Source organism: Anaerobacillus sp. ABD4_527 (assembly GCF_056160805.1).
The window spans coordinates 85280-101098 of the sequence record NZ_JBSWXZ010000005.1 but is presented as its reverse complement, the minus strand read 5'-3'; the positions used below and the strand labels follow the sequence as shown (position 1 = coordinate 101098).

The 15819-nt window shown below is 42.0% G+C and carries 16 protein-coding genes; 7 read left to right on the top strand and 9 right to left on the bottom strand.

Annotation, left to right across the window (positions count from 1 at the left end):
- Positions 1-242 precede the first annotated feature (242 nt).
- Both wrbA and ACXAHI_RS19215 read right to left on the bottom strand, forming a co-directional pair.
- The gene (wrbA, locus tag ACXAHI_RS19220) at positions 243-869 is read right to left on the bottom strand and encodes an NAD(P)H:quinone oxidoreductase (protein WP_474850596.1); all 627 of its coding nucleotides are present in this window, start codon (positions 867-869) and stop codon (positions 243-245) included.
- Positions 870-1019: 150 nt separating this feature from the next.
- The gene (locus ACXAHI_RS19215; RefSeq protein WP_270180520.1) at positions 1020-1463 is read right to left on the bottom strand and encodes a MarR family winged helix-turn-helix transcriptional regulator; all 444 of its coding nucleotides are present in this window, start codon (positions 1461-1463) and stop codon (positions 1020-1022) included.
- Positions 1464-1679: 216 nt separating this feature from the next.
- Here ACXAHI_RS19215 and ACXAHI_RS19210 point away from each other — a divergent pair, with 216 nt between their 5' ends.
- On the top strand, positions 1680-2411 hold the full coding sequence (locus tag ACXAHI_RS19210) for an MBL fold metallo-hydrolase (RefSeq protein WP_474850594.1): 732 nt from the start codon (positions 1680-1682) through the stop codon (positions 2409-2411).
- A 30-nt stretch (positions 2412-2441) separates the two neighbouring features.
- Here the strand turns inward: ACXAHI_RS19210 and ACXAHI_RS19205 are convergent, their stop codons facing one another.
- Both ACXAHI_RS19205 and msrB read right to left on the bottom strand, forming a co-directional pair.
- A complete protein-coding gene (locus ACXAHI_RS19205) occupies positions 2442-3431 on the bottom strand; it encodes an NAD(P)/FAD-dependent oxidoreductase (RefSeq protein ID WP_474850592.1) in 990 nt (329 codons plus the stop codon).
- On the bottom strand, positions 3428-4387 hold the full coding sequence (msrB, locus tag ACXAHI_RS19200; protein WP_474850590.1) for a peptide-methionine (R)-S-oxide reductase MsrB: 960 nt from the start codon (positions 4385-4387) through the stop codon (positions 3428-3430). The genes ACXAHI_RS19205 and msrB overlap by 4 nt, the downstream gene beginning before the upstream one ends.
- Positions 4388-4552: 165 nt before the next feature.
- On the opposite strand from msrB, the gene ACXAHI_RS19195 reads away from it, so the two are divergent.
- From ACXAHI_RS19195 to ACXAHI_RS19180, 4 genes are all read left to right on the top strand, one after another.
- A complete protein-coding gene (locus ACXAHI_RS19195) occupies positions 4553-5785 on the top strand; it encodes an aminopeptidase (RefSeq protein WP_474850588.1) in 1233 nt (410 codons plus the stop codon).
- Positions 5786-5940: 155 nt separating this feature from the next.
- Positions 5941-6870 (top strand): ATP-grasp domain-containing protein, encoded by a 930-nt coding sequence (locus tag ACXAHI_RS19190; RefSeq protein ID WP_474850586.1) that lies wholly within the window; start codon positions 5941-5943, stop codon positions 6868-6870.
- Positions 6871-7006: 136 nt separating this feature from the next.
- On the top strand, positions 7007-8152 hold the full coding sequence (locus ACXAHI_RS19185) for a DUF2515 family protein (protein WP_474850584.1): 1146 nt from the start codon (positions 7007-7009) through the stop codon (positions 8150-8152).
- Positions 8149-9024 (top strand): helix-turn-helix domain-containing protein, encoded by an 876-nt coding sequence (locus ACXAHI_RS19180; RefSeq protein ID WP_474850582.1) that lies wholly within the window; start codon positions 8149-8151, stop codon positions 9022-9024. Before ACXAHI_RS19185 ends, ACXAHI_RS19180 begins: the two co-directional genes overlap by 4 nt.
- Positions 9025-9091: 67 nt before the next feature.
- Here the strand turns inward: ACXAHI_RS19180 and ACXAHI_RS19175 are convergent, their stop codons facing one another.
- Positions 9092-10267: a GNAT family N-acetyltransferase gene (locus ACXAHI_RS19175; RefSeq protein ID WP_474850580.1), complete on the bottom strand. Its 1176-nt coding sequence runs from the start codon at positions 10265-10267 to the stop codon at positions 9092-9094.
- 179 nt (positions 10268-10446) lie between these two features.
- Between ACXAHI_RS19175 and ACXAHI_RS19170 the strand changes: the two genes are divergently transcribed.
- Entirely contained in the window at positions 10447-10728 is a 282-nt protein-coding gene (locus tag ACXAHI_RS19170; protein WP_474850578.1) for a spore morphogenesis/germination protein YwcE, read from the top strand.
- 40 nt (positions 10729-10768) lie between these two features.
- Here the strand turns inward: ACXAHI_RS19170 and qoxD are convergent, their stop codons facing one another.
- Genes qoxD through qoxA form a run of 4 tightly spaced genes read right to left on the bottom strand, consistent with a single transcriptional unit; the run spans position 10769 to position 14676 of the window.
- Complete coding sequence (gene qoxD / locus ACXAHI_RS19165) at positions 10769-11092, bottom strand: cytochrome aa3 quinol oxidase subunit IV (protein WP_474850576.1); 324 nt, start codon at positions 11090-11092, stop codon at positions 10769-10771.
- Position 11093: 1 nt separating this feature from the next.
- Positions 11094-11702 (bottom strand): cytochrome aa3 quinol oxidase subunit III, encoded by a 609-nt coding sequence (gene qoxC / locus ACXAHI_RS19160; protein WP_474850574.1) that lies wholly within the window; start codon positions 11700-11702, stop codon positions 11094-11096.
- A 14-nt stretch (positions 11703-11716) separates the two neighbouring features.
- The gene (gene qoxB / locus ACXAHI_RS19155) at positions 11717-13648 is read right to left on the bottom strand and encodes a cytochrome aa3 quinol oxidase subunit I (RefSeq protein WP_474850572.1); all 1932 of its coding nucleotides are present in this window, start codon (positions 13646-13648) and stop codon (positions 11717-11719) included.
- A gap of 17 nt (positions 13649-13665) precedes the next feature.
- Entirely contained in the window at positions 13666-14676 is a 1011-nt protein-coding gene (gene qoxA, locus ACXAHI_RS19150) for a cytochrome aa3 quinol oxidase subunit II (protein WP_474850602.1), read from the bottom strand.
- Positions 14677-15013: 337 nt separating this feature from the next.
- Between qoxA and ACXAHI_RS19145 the strand changes: the two genes are divergently transcribed.
- Positions 15014-15805 (top strand): SDR family NAD(P)-dependent oxidoreductase, encoded by a 792-nt coding sequence (locus tag ACXAHI_RS19145; RefSeq protein ID WP_474850570.1) that lies wholly within the window; start codon positions 15014-15016, stop codon positions 15803-15805.
- Positions 15806-15819 lie beyond the last annotated feature (14 nt).

Genomic DNA, 15819 nt, shown 5'->3' with positions numbered 1-15819 from the left:
AATGCATCATAACGGAGGGCTTTTTTGTATGCAATAGAGGATTCCTTTTCTGACAGGAATTCTCCCGTGGTCCAACGGGCGTTCGAGACTCGAAGTGGACCGTTTTTGTCCGCTTTGAGGCTCGGGCGTTCGTCCACAGGAAAGCATGAGGTATTCAAACTCCTACGGCATCGGAAACACGATATTTCAGTTTTACACAAAAGGAAAACCAGCATCTCAGTATAAGATGCTGGTTTCGTCTTTTATATATTCTTTAATGCGCCAGCTACTTTTGCGACGCGTGCTCCGAGTCTGCTAGCCATCGTTAATTCTACTTCTACAGGTGTTCTTGATCCGTCGGCTCCTGCAACGGTCGATGCTGCGTAAGGTGAGCCGCCGATGCCCTCAGTCGTGAGCTGCTCTGGATTCTCACCATACGGAAGACCAACATAGATCATACCGAAGTGCATCAGAGGCACGAACGTTGTGATTGCAGTCGTTTCTTGACCTCCGTGAATCGATCCAGTACTTGTGACAACAGCTGTTGCTTTACCTTCTAGCTCACCATTCATCCAAAGTGAACCAGCAGAGTCAAGATACTGCTTCATTTGTGCTGGCATTGAACCATAACGGGTTGGGATGCCCCAAATGATGCCATCAGCCCAACGAAGGTCGTCATGTGTCGCTTCAGGGATGTCATCTTGAGCTTCCTGTGCATCAACGTATGGTTGCTGTGCAGACATCGCTTGTTTAACCGCATCGAATTCTGGAATTTTCACTAGCTTTACTTCTACATCTCCAGCGCCTTTGGCACCTTCAGCTACAGCTTGCACCATCTGATAAATATGACCATAAGCACTGTAATACGGGACTAAAATTTTTGTACTCATTACGAACACTCCCTATTAGAAATAAAATTTTTTAATCGTTCGGACTCAACTATCTCTACTTCAAGACAATTTCCCTGTAAATGTAACTTTAAACATAAAATACACTCTAATTCAAGAATCTTTAATTCGAGATAAAGGGGCGAAAGAAGCTTAAAGCTTCTCCGCATAGTGACCTAGCTTCTTCATCAATGAGATGGCTGTTTCTTTTTCCGATTCATCTAGCCCAGCAAAAATTTTCTGGAGCTTCAACTCATGCTCAGGAAAGATGCGATCCATTAATGCCTTCCCTTCGTCTGTAACCACAGCATGTGTGATTCGACGATCATTTGGGCAAGGATTTCTTTTCAAATATCCTTTAGATTCTAATTTATCTACCACATACGTAATACTTCCACTTGCAAGTAGGATTTTCTCCCCTATTTGTTGAAGTGGTTGACTACCTTTGTGATAGAGAAGTTCCAATACTGCAAACTCTGTTGGATTTAAACCGTGATTTTGAATGTCCATCTTCACTTGATCGGTCACTGATCGAGTGGCTCTAGCCATAACAATAAACAGCTTTAGTGATAATTCTCTGTCTAATGATTCACTCATAATGTTCACCCTTATCAATCGTTGCTTTTATCTTGAATTCAAGATAATTATACAAAGGTTAGAATCCAATGTCAAGAAAGTCATAGATAGCTTTTCATGCAGTTATCGCTATACTAAATAGTAGAAGAACGAAGGACGTGATGAATTTTGCTTACCGTTACAACTCACAATGATGTTACTGCAATAAAAGGGTCTGTCAAACGCGGAGGAATCTCCATGAGCGTTTATCTTTACATGGTGGATCAGCTTCTTATCGATACAGGTCCTGCAAGGTTACACGATGAACTGAAACAGTATATTGAAAAACAACCGATCGATAAAATCATTCTCACACATCATCATGAAGACCATACTGGCAATGCACACCTCTTTAGCAAAGGTATACCGACCTACATTCATTCAACAGGGATACAGTACTGCGAGCAGAAGCCGAGCCTTCCTTTTTACCGCAAAGTGTTCTGGGGAAACCGAAAAGCATTCTCCCCAACAATACTAGGTGATGAGATTCATTCAGCACACCATGCGTTCGATGTCATCCATACGCCCGGACATGCACCTGATCATGTCGTTCTTCTCGAGAGGGAGAAAGGTTTCCTTTTCTCAGGTGATCTATACGTAATGAGCAGACCGAAGAGTATCTTTGCATTTGAGTCGATTCCAGGCATTATCGATTCGATCGAAAACGTCTTAACGTATGACTTCTCTACGATGTTCTGTTCTCATTCCGGATATATACCTAACGGACGAAATCGTCTAGAGGAAAAGCTAACCTATTTAAAAACTGTGCAACATGATGTACTTAGAAAATACAAAGAAGGAAAATCAGCTTCAGAGATTCAAAAAGAGCTCTTTCCTTCTGCTCACGCTCTCAATTATTTTTCACTCTTTGAAAACTCTCCAAAGCATATCGTGACATCGATCATTAAAGAAAGCGCACAGACTGTATAATAAAAAACTGCCGAACAACGGCAGTTTTTTCTATGTTTGAATGAACCTTTTCATCATTTCGTCTGCAGCAGCAAGGCCTGAACGCGCAGCGCTTTCAACCCTTGTTCTGCCCGAAGAATCGTCTTCATAAAGAAATGCGTCGCCGGCTACGATTATATCTTCCTCATCTGATACAGCGAGAAATGGTGCTGTATGAATGTTTTCTGCCTGCGCATAACGCCATTTTTTTATTTGGTACGCCTTAATCGTCTCAGGCCGAATAATGGTTGATGTCAGGTTTAGCAAATCCTCTTTAATCGTTCCGTCGCTTTTATCATACAATGCTTTTGAGCGCTCAGGCGTTGCATAGATGCTGATGATTCTCTCATTCGATATCCCTTTTGCATAGCTATCCGTCACCCGCTCAATTCCTTCAGATAAGTGAGCATCCTGATGACCTGAATGAGGAAGTCCCGTTTCTTCCTCTTTGTTCACCGTTAACAACGCAACCACTGCAGGACTAAATCGCAAGCTCTGAAGAGTTTCTTCCGCCTCTTTACTTATCCGGAGGTCGCTTTGTTTTAAAAGCTGTGCCGTTTGTGGAGCTGGTGGGGTCATTAGGATCGCTCTTGCTCTTACTTCGCTCTCGTCCTCTGATCTTAGTACATACTCGTTCTGTTGTTTTATGACATGGTGCACTTTGAATTGAAGCTTTAGTGGAATGCCTTGGGATAGGTTTTTTACAAGCTGGTTCATGCCTTCTACACCTTTGTAACGTGCGTACTTCTCACCGAACCATCGTTCCACCCAGCCTTTCTTTCTCCACTCATCGACATGAGATTGAAACTCGGATGTTCTTACTGTAAAAAATTGTGCTCCATGGTCAGCTCTTCCACCATTAATTCGCCTCGTTGCCATTCGGCCACCAACACTTTTACTCTTATCGATGACAATGACAGAGAGCCCTTGCCTCTCCAATTTTCTAGCTGCAAGAACGCCAGATAATCCTCCACCTACGATTGCGATATCGTACGTTCTCATTGAAACAACACACGATATTCGCCGTAGCCTTCTTCCTCTAACTGTTCTTTCGGAATAAACTTCATCGCTGCAGAATTAATGCAGTACCTGAGTCCGTTCTCACCTGGACCATCATTAAACACGTGACCAAGATGGGAATCCGCTTCATTACTACGTACTTCTGTACGAATCATGAAGTGACTGAAGTCCTTTTTCTCTTTTACAAAGTTTTTGTGTATCGGCTGAGTGAAGCTCGGCCATCCACATCCTGCATCATATTGATCAGTCGAACTGAACAAGGGCTCTCCTGAAACGATATCAACATAAATTCCTTGCTTTTCATTATCGTAGTATTCGTTTTGAAAAGGACGCTCTGTTCCATTTTTTTGCGTTACCTCGTACTGGATATCGGTTAGCCGTTCACGAAGCTCATCGTCATTCTTCTGATATGACCAGTTATTTTCGATGAATGCTTTTCGACCTGACCCTTTTTTATAACGATTGTAGTGAGCAGGATTCTTCTTATGATAATCCTGATGGTAATCTTCAGCAGGATAAAACGGTTTTGCAGGAAGAATTTTTGTTACGATCGGTTTTGAAAAGCGGCCGCTTTCTTCTAGCGCTGTCTTTGATTGTTCTGCTAACGTCTGCTGGTCCTCGTTATGGTAATAAATTGCGGTTTTATACGTATCACCACGATCGAAGAATTGCCCTCCATCATCAGTAGGATCGATTTGACGCCAAAAGAGATCAAGGAGCTTACTATATGGGAAAATAGCAGGGTCATACGTAATCTGAACAGCTTCTACATGACCGGTCTCTTTAGAAATCACTTCCTCATAAGTTGGATACGGTTTTTCTCCACCCGTATAACCTGATACTACACTTTGAATTCCTGGCAGCTCATCGAACGGTTCTACCATACACCAGAAACATCCTCCGGCAAATGTTGCTATTTCACTTTTTGAGTTATTCATTCTCTACCACTCCAATACAGAGGATTTACTAATAAGATATCCTGAACACCGACTATTTTTCCAGAAACTTGTTTCAAGATAGCGCTTTCAATAAATATTCACTGCTGTCCAATAAATCTGATAAACTGAACTTGTATGATTACAAACGGATAAAGGAGATTGTATATGACCACCTTTCATGAAAATTTACAGAAGTATGCTGACCTTGCCGTTAAGGTCGGCGTTAACATCCAAAAAGGACAAACCCTCGTTGTAAACGCACCGCTTACGTCAGCAGATTTTGTTAGAAAAATTGCTGAAAGTGCTTATGATGCAGGAGCTAAGAACGTACACGTCGAGTGGAATGATGAAACATTAACTCGTATCAAATACGAAAAAGCTCCAGATGAAGCATTCAAAGAGTTCCCAATGTGGAAGGCAAAAGGTTTTGAGGAACTAGCAGAAAACGATGCTGCTTTCCTTTCAATCGTTTCTTCAAATCCTGACTTATTGAAAGGCATCGACCCTGAACGCATTTCGAATGCTAGCAAAACGGCGGGTAAAGCCCTAGAAAAGTACAGAGATTACATCATGTCAGATCACAACAGTTGGTCAGTTGTTGCTGTTCCTTCAAAACAATGGGCTGCTAAAGTGTTCCCTGATTCGCCAGAAGATAAGCAAGAAGAACTGTTATGGGGAGCTATCTTTGACGCAACGCGCGTCTCAACAGGTGATCCCGTTCAAGCTTGGAAAGAACATAGCGCAAACCTTGAGCAAAAAGTAGATTACTTGAATGAAAAACATTACAGCAAGCTTCACTACCGTGCACCAGGAACAGACCTTACCATCGAGCTTCCTGAAGCTCATCAGTGGGTCGGCGGCATAAGTGAGAATGTTAAAGGAAACCACTTCGTCGCGAACATGCCTACTGAAGAAGTGTTTACAATTCCGCACAAACATGGCGTTAATGGTGTCGTGACCTCTACGAAACCACTAAGCTATGGTGGTACTGTCATTGAAGAGTTTTCATTAACGTTTGAAGAAGGACGCATCGTCAAAGCAGAAGCAAAATCTGGTGATGAAACCTTGCAACACTTACTCGATACGGATGAGGGTGCACGTTACCTAGGAGAAGTTGCTCTCGTGCCCCACGACTCCCCAATCTCGAACGTAGATACGATTTTTTTTAACACCCTGTTCGATGAAAATGCTTCGAATCACCTTGCGATCGGAAATGCGTATTCCTTCTGTCTAGAAGGCGGCAAAAACATGTCTAAAGAAGAGCTTGAAGCAGCAGGTGCAAACGAAAGTGTGACGCATGTTGATTTCATGATCGGTTCTGAAGAAATGGACATCGACGGAATTAAGAGCGACGGTACGAGCGAACCGGTCTTCAGGAACGGCAACTGGGCTTTTTAATTGTAAACTTAAGGCTAACGAGATTACTCGTTAGCCTTTTTTGAGTAGTGCCAAACGATCATTGCCCCCATCGCCAAGCTAGGAATTTTATTCAATTTGCTTTATACTTGAGTAAATCTATAGGAATTTCTGTCATTCGTAGAGGAGGCAATATGATGAGTGCAAAGGTTTATATCATACATGAGAATGAAGAATGGACGGAACCGTTAAAAGTTCATCTAGAAAAGCTTGGCGTTCCCTTTGAAGACTGGTTTTTACACGAGGGATCACTTGATTTAACAACTGTTCCTCCAGAAGGCGTTTTTTATAATCGAATGAGCGCTTCTTCACACACAAGAAATCATCGCTATGCACCTGAATATACGGCTGCAGTGATCTCTTGGCTTGAAAGCCACGGACGTTTGGTACTGAATGATAGTCGTGCGCTAGCACTTGAAGTAAGTAAAGTTGCGCAATACAATGCGCTTAGACAACATGGGATCACGACACCAAAAACCATTGCAGCTGTAGGAAAAGAGCCGCTTATTGAAGCTGCTGACAACTTCGATGGTCCGTTCATCACGAAGCACAACCGTGCAGGGAAAGGACTAGGTGTCCAGTTATTTCAAAGTAAGGATGCATTGAAGCAGTACGTAGAAAGCGACGACTTTGAAGAATCGATCGACGGGATCACGCTCCTTCAAGATTATATTGAATCTCCTGATGCATCGATCACTCGTTGTGAATTCGTCGGAGGTGAATTTCTATATGCCGTCCGCGTAGATACATCTGAAGGATTTGAACTTTGCCCAGCTGACGTTTGCCAGGTTGGCGATTCGTTTTGCCCAACTACTGAAAAACCAAAGTTCGAGATCATCAAGGACTTCGACCATCCTATTTTGAAAAACTATGAATCTTTTTTGAAGGCGAACGGGATTACTTTCGCTGGAATTGAATGCATAGAGAACAAAGATGGCGAATTATTTACGTACGATGTGAACACGAATACAAACTATAATCCAGATGCAGAAAGAGCAAGTAATCTATCTGGCATGCGAGAAATAGCGAAGACGCTAGAACACTCACTAGCGCAATTGCAACTATAATTACTAAGCTGTCGAGTAACCTCGGCAGCTTCTTCTTATGTATAGATGTCTATACCTCTAGTTGAGCGGTATAACAGTAACCCCTTCTCACTTAGAAACTTGTGCATACACATGAAGAGTGAGGGAGGTGAGGATTTTGAATAGATTACTAGCTAATATACGCCTTATGCCTAAGAAGAAAACACCTCCATATTGGAATGAGCTTAAAAAGGAGTTAAAAGAAGCACGCAAAGGAACTCACCTAGAAAAGACTAATAAGCTTTCACAGGAAGATAAAAGGGTGTTACAAACGATCAGAATCGAAACCAACCTTGCTAATCGTGACAATATCACTCGGACAAACGCTTATTTACGTTTCTATTTGGAGTACAAAGAAATTCACTGGTCTCTTCTTGCGCATATGGTTTCAAGAAATGCAGGTTGGACGATGACAGACTTAAAAGGAGAGTACTTGCCTCTCATTCTCTCGCCTTCTAAACGAGACGATTTTTTCTCGTTTTTAGAACGGGGAAACTGGTTGATCTTCCAAGATGCGTACCCTCAACTAATGATCTACAAATATAGTATTCTTCAGTCGAAGCCGCTGTTTTACCTACTGCCTCACCTTCATGTTTCATCGTTTATGGAAGTGATCTGGACTTACTATTGGAAAACGAATGACCCTCACTTGCTTACAAGTGCTTTAATCATCAATGAACAAAACTATATCGATTCCCGCATCATTCAGAATAATTATTTCAAGAATGCTGTTTTGAGTACATTAGCTTTTCAGATTCAGGATGTACTGAATACGAATACGATCTTGTTCCCGATGAAGGATGGAAAGAACGTGTTGCTATTAGGTGCAACCGTACACCACTTTACGCACCTAAGAGAGCGAATCAAGTTTGGAAAGCACCTCTACCAACTACTGTTCTCAACGAAATCTACCACAGAAGCGGTCCTTCATTGGTGCGTACACCACCCTCATACAGGATCTAGAAAAGACTACTGGAATCATCTTTTTCACCATGTAAAAGAAGGAATTCCAGGTGAGAAAAGGGTATTAACTAATTGTGAGGTTCAAACAGGACCTCGAATTTTTAGTCCTGAATTAACAGTCTGGAAGGAAGTCGCACATCAAACACCGACCATACATGACTGGTTCACAAGCGGGGACTGCATAAACGATCTTATTCCGTCAGAAATCGATTCATCTGGTAACATTCAGCGAATTCACTGTCGTACTCTTGAAATGCTCGAAAAAATCTCTTTACTACATACGATTGGGTTGATTCCATGACGTTTGCGGCACTAGGCATTGAAATTAAGAATTTACGAAAATATAGAGGATTCTCTCAAAAGGAATTAAGTAGAGGCATTTGCTCTCAGGCTCAGATCAGTAAGATAGAAAAAGGGGATGTATATCCACTGGCTCCAACTCTCTACGAGCTTTCAAATCGACTCGGAGTAGATATCAATTACTTTTTCGAAAGAACGTTGATTGAACGGATCGATTATGTTCATGAAGTCTATCATCAAGTAAGAAATGCAATTATGGAATTTGACTATGCCAGGGTTGAGGAGATCGTCCGAACCGAAATTCGCAATCCACTTTATCATCAAAACTTGGAATTCAAGCAGTTCATTATGTGGCACAACGGTATTTGTCAGTATCACCTCTACCAAGAAGCTCATTCCGCCATTTCTATGATCGACCAGGCATTTAAGCTAACGTATACGAACAAATATTATAGTGAAAGAGAGATTGAAATTCTAAATAGTAAAGGCATCATCTATTTACTTACAGAACAACTCTCGCTAGCTATTTCATTGTATAGAGAGCTGATCGAACAACATAATCGCTTGAAGCGAGTACTCGATCACACAGTTAAAATAAGGTTGTTTTACAATCTTGCTAAAGCCCTTAGTAATAATAGTGAACTTGATGAATCGATTAAGATTTGTAAACGGGGAATCGACTATTGTATCCATACCAACAGCATGTATTTATTTGGACAATTGCACTTCCAGATTGGCTTTAATCACCATCTAAATGGAGAAGAAAAAGAATCCATCAAGCATTTCGAAAAAGCGCACACGATATTTGAATTACAAAACCAAGAAGAACTTAAAGCTCACGTGGAGAAGGAATTTCTTCAGGGAACGGTATGAGGTAAAATGCACGACATGAGCTAACGTTTAAAGCAGGCCGTTTAGGTTTTCTAAACAGCCTGCTTTTTTAAAAGAAGTCCATGAAGTTCGTTTTTTGATTCGATACAATTCTTTCAAGCTTTCTCACGTCTTGCTCAGGTCCTTCGATTAAACCTGCTTCATAAAGAAATGCTGGTTTTTGATATCCCATCATCACTGCTGTTAAGGTATTGATGTTGCAGCGAAGCCCTCGCTTTGGCGGGTGAGCACATGAACTATTTTGGTTATCTCCACGGAACACCTTCATATCGTCTTCTCCTAGTAGAAAGGTGCCATTGTTCCATTCTGCTTGTTCATCATATACATGTAGGAAAAGGCTGTCTCCCCCCTCAATTTTAAGAGGATACTCGTTAAGAAAGCCTTCAACATCTACAATCCGAGCCATAAAATATGGTTCTACTTCCGTTTTAAGCTTTGGATTTTGAAGTAGATAAGGTAACTGATCGCTTTCGTCTAACAATAGCGTCCCACCATCAACCATCGAGTCATGCTGACATAAGTAATTCCACAAACCTCTTCTAGCATCTCCATCGAGGGCAACGAATTCTTCCACCTCAAGATTACGTTCTTTCGCTTTGTAAAAAACATACCCCATCAATTTACCTTCACCATTCCGATATGTCGCGAACACATAACCGTCAGAATAAACGCGAGTCTTCCACCAGTCATCATCGCGTTCTAACATGCCATTAAATTTAGCAGCGAACGCCTCGTAGATTGGGTTAAGCTGCTCGAACATATCCTCGATTGCAATCCTTCGAACAGTTCCACTTGCAGCAGGAAGCTGTTTAAAATCTTCTTTTCTTAGCGTGACTTTTTTCCAATCACTAAAAATCTCCCATCCGAACTTACGGTAAAAGGCGATGCTAAATGGATGTAGGAACGATACCGTTTGCCCGTTCTCTTTCATCTCAGATAACGAATGCCGAAGCAGCTTTGCAACCTTTCCCCCTCTTCTATACTCTGGGTATGATGCTACAGAAGCAATCCCTCCCATTGCAAACCGCTTTCCTCCTATCCACGTGTGCAGATCGATAATATGGAGCTTCGCTGCTAAGTTTCCATCTTCAAACTCTCCCCAAACCGTATGCTCGCTGTATGCCTTAAGCTTTTTATCTAGCTCTTCTTTCGGTACATCATATTGAAACGCATACTCTGAGAGGCGTATGACATCCATCATTTCAGACTTATGTAGTTTTCTCATGACTGTTCCCTCCATTTCCTTATCCTTAGACAATCATAACAAGCGTTTAATGTTTCGATAATATGTGTAGAATTTTCGAACATTTATGATATACTAATTGTAACAAAACATTCACAATTAAATGTTGAGTTTCGTTTATAAACACTTTTGAAAGCGGTACCAATTAAGGAGTGGATCTCATGGACGTATTTATGGTTTACTTATTTGTTATTACAGCAACGCCATTATTTCTTTGGAAAGACTATCGAAAGCTTGCTTATATACACGCGCCATTCATAGTTGCCAACTGGGCTCTTCTCATCTTCTATATTGGCGGAAGTATGACGCCGGCTGCTCATACTATTTTCATCACGCTGTTTGTGGTTAATGTATTGTTTGCTCACCTTGCTGCATTTCTTCTGTTTGCGCTACCAATTATCCGTGAACGTGCAGAGGCTAAGAAAATTTCATCGATGGAATAATAAAAACACCGTCCACCCTAGAGGTGAACGGTGTTTCGTATTACATAGGCATGTGCATATGATCCATACCAAATGACATAACCCAGATCGAACCGGCTACTACTGCAACCGCGATAAATAGGGAGTATAAAATCGTTCCCACTTGATACTTACTATCTTCGCTCTCTGAAATATGCATAAACATGAGGAGCTGGATTGCCGCTTGAAAAAGCGCCAGTCCAACGACCACGACGATGATCATCGTGTTGCTTAGTCCAGATTCAAAGCCTACCCATAGTGCAAGTAAGGTCAAGACGATTGAAAGAGCGAATCCAATAACGTGACTCCATGGGAAATGGCTGTGAGTTTGCTCGTTATTCGCCATCTTACATCACCATCCCTAGTAAATAAACTGCTGTGAAAATAAAGATCCATATAACATCAAGGAAATGCCAATAAAGACTTGATATAAACACTTTTCTTGACGTGTCTGGAGTTAAACCACGTTGCTTTAACTGAATCAAGATAAGAGCGATCCAAGCGATACCCATTGCGACGTGGGCACCATGCGTACCAGTCAGTACGAAGAATGCAGACCAGTAAGCGCTAGTCGTTAATGCCGCTCCTTCATGAATGTAATGAACGAATTCATAAATTTCAAAGCCAAGGAACGATAGTCCAAGAGCCAGGGTAATCCCAATCCATAGGACTAGCCCTTTTAATGAATGACGTCTCATATAATGAATTGCGAGTCCACAAGTAAAACTACTTGTTAACAGCAAAAATGTCTCGATTAGTACACCTTTAACTTCAAAAAGATCTGCCGGTACAGGACCACCTGCTGTGCGTCCATCTAATACAAAATAGGTCGCAAACAGCGTGGAGAAAAGCGCGATCTCCGCACCAAGAAAAATCCAGAAGCCGAGAATATTCAGACGACCCGTTTCCGTCTGATATTCTAAAGGCGTATTCGGAGAATGTTCAACTGCATCCATCTGTCACGCCTCCTTTATTCGGTAGTCTTTTCATGTTTTTCTATTTCTTCTACGCTAACGTAGAAGCCTTTATCATAATCGAACGAACGCATCACCATCGTTGCCAGAACCCCGATTAGTCCTGCAATCGACATCCAGTGCCAGGAGAATACCATACCGAATCCTGAGATAAAGAAGAACGTACTCATGATAACCGGTACGCCAGAGTTACTTGGCATATGGATCGGTTTATATGGCTTCTTAATTTTATCCGTTCCTTCTCTCTTCGCAATCCAATAAGCGTCATGGCCTTTAACTTCAGGCACATGTGCGAAGTTATAGAATGGAACAGGTGCAGCAGTTGCCCACTCAAGCGTTCTACCATCCCACGGATCTCCAGTTGTTTCACGTGGAGAGTAACGGAAGCTATAGTAGATGTTATAAACAAGAATCAAGAATCCGATTCCCATTAGGATGCCACCCATTGTGGCAAGAACGTTCATGCTCATCCATCCATCTGCAGCACCGTACGTGTAAACACGACGCGGCATTCCTGCAAGACCTAGGAAGTACATTGGGAAGAAACATAAGTTAAATCCTGCTACGAAGATCCAGAACGTCCACTTGCCTAGCTTTTCGTTTAAACGATGGTTGAACATTTTTGGATACCAGAAGTGAAGGCCTGCAAAACAAGCATACACAGTACCCGAGATCAATACATAGTGGAAGTGAGCGACTAGGAAGTACGTATTATGGTACTGATAGTCAGCTGCTGCCATCGCAAGCATGACCCCTGTCACCCCTCCGATCACAAAGTTCGGTATAAAGGCAAGTGACCACAGCATCGCTGATGTGAATCGTATCCTTCCTTTATATAAGGTGAATAGCCAGTTAAATATTTTAACACCCGTTGGCACGGCAATAAGCATGGTTGTGATAGAGAAGAACGAGTTGACCGCTCCTCCTGCTCCCATCGTAAAGAAGTGGTGAACCCATACGAGGAAGCTCAGTCCAGCGATAACGACCATGGAGTAAACCATCGCTTTATATCCAAAAATGGTTTTACGTGCAAACGTACTGATAATTTCTGAGAACATACCGAATGCTGGAAGAATAACGATATAGACTTCAGGGTGACCCCAAATCCAGAAGAGGTTTGCCCATAGCATCGGCATACCGCCGTCCATTAATGTAAAGAAATGACTTCCGAACAAACGGTCAAATGTCATAAGTGCAAGTGCTACCGTTAGCACTGGGAATGCGAAGATGATGATCACACTTGTGATCAGTGTTGACCATGTAAAGATCGGCATCTTCATTAGCGTCATCCCAGGTGCTCTCATTTTAAGTATCGTCACGAGGAAGTTAATTCCTGTTAACAGCGTACCGATACCTGCGATCTGTAAGCCAAGCAAGTAATAGTTCTGTCCTACACTTGGGCTCAACTCTAGTCCTGCTAATGGCACATAGCTCGTCCACCCAGCAGAAGGAGATCCTCCGATAACGAATGAGATATTAAAGAGCATCGCACCCATGAAGAACGTCCAGAAGCTTACTGCGTTAAGAAACGGATAAGCTACGTCTCTTGCTCCAATTTGGAGAGGAATAACGACGTTCATCAAACCGATCAAAAACGGCATCGCCATGAAAATAATCATGATCGTACCGTGAGTTGTAAAGATTTCATTATAGTGAGAGGAGTCTAGGAATCCTGCGTCTGGAACGGTAAGCTGCGCTCTCATCAAGAGTGCGTCTACCCCTCCACGGAATAGCATTAGGACTGCCGCAATCACATACATAATACCTAATTTCTTATGGTCAACAGTTGTGAGCCACTCTGTCCAAAGCCACTTCCATTTCTTGAAATAAGTAAGAACAAAGATGACGCCGATTAACGTTAAAGCAATAGATACATCGGCACCATATATAAGTGGATCACCTGTGACGAAAAATTCATCCCATTTCATGGTGACTTCCTCCTTCCCTAGTGCGACTCAGAGTGAGTGCCTTTATCTTCAGATTTCGAATGTTCGTCATGGTTTTCATGGTTTTCATGCCCTTCATGGTCATCATGACCTTCATGATCTTTATGTTCGTCATGACCATCATGTCCACTGTGAGATTCATGAGAATTTCCTTCTTTATACTTATCTAACGAAAGACCATTCCGTACTCTTGTTGCATATTCAGCATCCATACCGTGATCGACCCATTGAAGGTGCGTTGAGGAGAACGTCATTTCTTCAGCATGACTTTTCAACATCAACTCGTTGTATTTTTCTTGAGTTAATTCAGGCGCATCTTGTGCCTCATCAACCCATTCTGCATACTCTTCTTCTGTTTGAGCTGTCACAGTAAAGACTTGCTCTGTGAAACCCTCACCTGTGAAGTTAGAATTTCGACCTCGGTATTCCCCTGGTTCATCTGCCTGCAAATAAAGTTCTGTCATCATTCCAGACATTGTATATTCCTGACCACCTAATGATGGAATCCAGAATGAGCCCATCGAATCAGCAGAAGCAAGTTTGAACAAAATAGGACGATCCTCTGGAATGTGGATGTAGTTAACTGTTTCGATATCCTCTTTAGGATAGCTAAACACCCACTTCCAATCGACGGAAGTCGCATGAATAACAACAGGTTCCTTATGCGCTGTTGCTTCAGGCGGCTTTTCTAACGCATAGATTGTTTTTACCGTTGGGATTGCAAGTGCAATCAATATGATGATTGGAATGACTGTCCAAATAATTTCTAGAAATACATTCCCTTCAATTTCTGGAGGTTCATATTCAGGGCCGCTTTTTCGCTCTCTGTATTTCACCAGAATGACTGTAAACAGAACGAAAACGACAACAACAATAAACAGCATTAATCCGATTGAGAATAGAATCAGATTTGCCTGTTGTTCCGCTACAGGTCCTTTTGGATCAAGCACAGTTAAGTTGCTACAACCGCTCAGAACAATAACAGACATGAACATTGCGAAAGCTAGCATCGACTTTATTCGCTTCACCGCAAGGCCACCTTCCTTTCTTTCTCTATAGTAAGATCATAATTTCTACCTTATAAAAGCGCTTGATGACAGTGTTTTACGCTGGTATCTATTATTCTAGCAGGGCGTTAATCAAAATGTGATACACATCACAATGTGTCAAAAGTTGCTCAAGTTTCTATCACTTTTTCGACACATTTCGTACAAACTTTGTACATAATTGTGGAATTTTTTAACCTTAGTAGGCGAGTTTTTCCTAGGGCAGGCAAGTTTATTGAACAACTGTATTTTTATTTGATACAGTTGTTGAGAAACAAAGGTTGTTTGAAAGGAGATTATCATGGATTTACAAATGAAAAATAAGCTAGCTGTCGTTACGGGCTCTACTTCTGGAATCGGAAAAGGAATCGCCGAGGTATTGCTTAAAGAAGGAGCAAACGTCATCGTCAATGGACGTTCAAAGGAACGTGTAGATGGTGTGGTTGAAGAGCTATCTTCATTCGGAGAGGTGGTTGGCATTGCAGCAGACCTTTCACTACAGGATGAAAGTGAACGTTTTGTTGAAGAAGTACACAAACACGGAGCAGTAGATATTCTTGTTAACAATATGGGAATGTTCGAAGTCAAACCGTTCGATCAAGTGACAGATGAAGAATGGATGAATTATTTCCAAACGAACGTCATCAGTGCAGTGAGACTCACTCGAAACTTCCTGCCGTCTATGCTTGAAAGGAATTCAGGAAGAGTACTGAATATCGCAAGTGAAGCAGGAGTTAAACCCCTTTCTCAAATGATTCCATATTCCGTTTCAAAAGGTGCGATGATCAGCCTTTCACGTGGCCTTGCCGAAACGACGAAAGGAACGAACGTAACTGTTAACTCCGTTTTACCAGGACCAACCTGGACTGAGGGGGTAGCTGGCTTCATGAAAGGCGCAGCTGCAGAAGAGAACAAAGATCTAGAGCAATTTACCAAAGATTATTTCAAAGACAATGAACCAACATCTCTTATCCAACGCTTCGCAACAGTAGAAGAAGTTGCAAACACAGTGGCATACCTCGCATCTCCATTATCTTCAGCGATTAATGGATCAGCTCAACGAGTTGAAGGCGGCATCATTCGCTCTGTATAACAAAAAGCCTGGCC

Bases quoted from the DNA above. Each gene is read 5' to 3' on its own strand.
- wrbA (WP_474850596.1), bottom strand. From the start codon at position 869: ATGAGTACAAAAATTTTAGTCCCGTATTACAGTGCTTATGGTCATATT.
- ACXAHI_RS19215 (WP_270180520.1), bottom strand. From the start codon at position 1,463: ATGAGTGAATCATTAGACAGAGAATTATCACTAAAGCTGTTTATTGTT.
- ACXAHI_RS19210 (WP_474850594.1), top strand. From the start codon at position 1,680: ATGAGCGTTTATCTTTACATGGTGGATCAGCTTCTTATCGATACAGGT.
- ACXAHI_RS19205 (WP_474850592.1), bottom strand. From the start codon at position 3,431: ATGAGAACGTACGATATCGCAATCGTAGGTGGAGGATTATCTGGCGTT.
- msrB (WP_474850590.1), bottom strand. From the start codon at position 4,387: ATGAATAACTCAAAAAGTGAAATAGCAACATTTGCCGGAGGATGTTTC.
- ACXAHI_RS19195 (WP_474850588.1), top strand. From the start codon at position 4,553: ATGACCACCTTTCATGAAAATTTACAGAAGTATGCTGACCTTGCCGTT.
- ACXAHI_RS19190 (WP_474850586.1), top strand. From the start codon at position 5,941: ATGAGTGCAAAGGTTTATATCATACATGAGAATGAAGAATGGACGGAA.
- ACXAHI_RS19180 (WP_474850582.1), top strand. From the start codon at position 8,149: ATGACGTTTGCGGCACTAGGCATTGAAATTAAGAATTTACGAAAATAT.
- ACXAHI_RS19175 (WP_474850580.1), bottom strand. From the start codon at position 10,267: ATGAGAAAACTACATAAGTCTGAAATGATGGATGTCATACGCCTCTCA.
- ACXAHI_RS19170 (WP_474850578.1), top strand. From the start codon at position 10,447: ATGGACGTATTTATGGTTTACTTATTTGTTATTACAGCAACGCCATTA.
- qoxD (WP_474850576.1), bottom strand. From the start codon at position 11,092: ATGGCGAATAACGAGCAAACTCACAGCCATTTCCCATGGAGTCACGTT.
- qoxC (WP_474850574.1), bottom strand. From the start codon at position 11,702: ATGGATGCAGTTGAACATTCTCCGAATACGCCTTTAGAATATCAGACG.
- qoxB (WP_474850572.1), bottom strand. From the start codon at position 13,648: ATGAAATGGGATGAATTTTTCGTCACAGGTGATCCACTTATATATGGT.
- qoxA (WP_474850602.1), bottom strand. From the start codon at position 14,676: ATGCTAGCTTTCGCAATGTTCATGTCTGTTATTGTTCTGAGCGGTTGT.
- ACXAHI_RS19145 (WP_474850570.1), top strand. From the start codon at position 15,014: ATGGATTTACAAATGAAAAATAAGCTAGCTGTCGTTACGGGCTCTACT.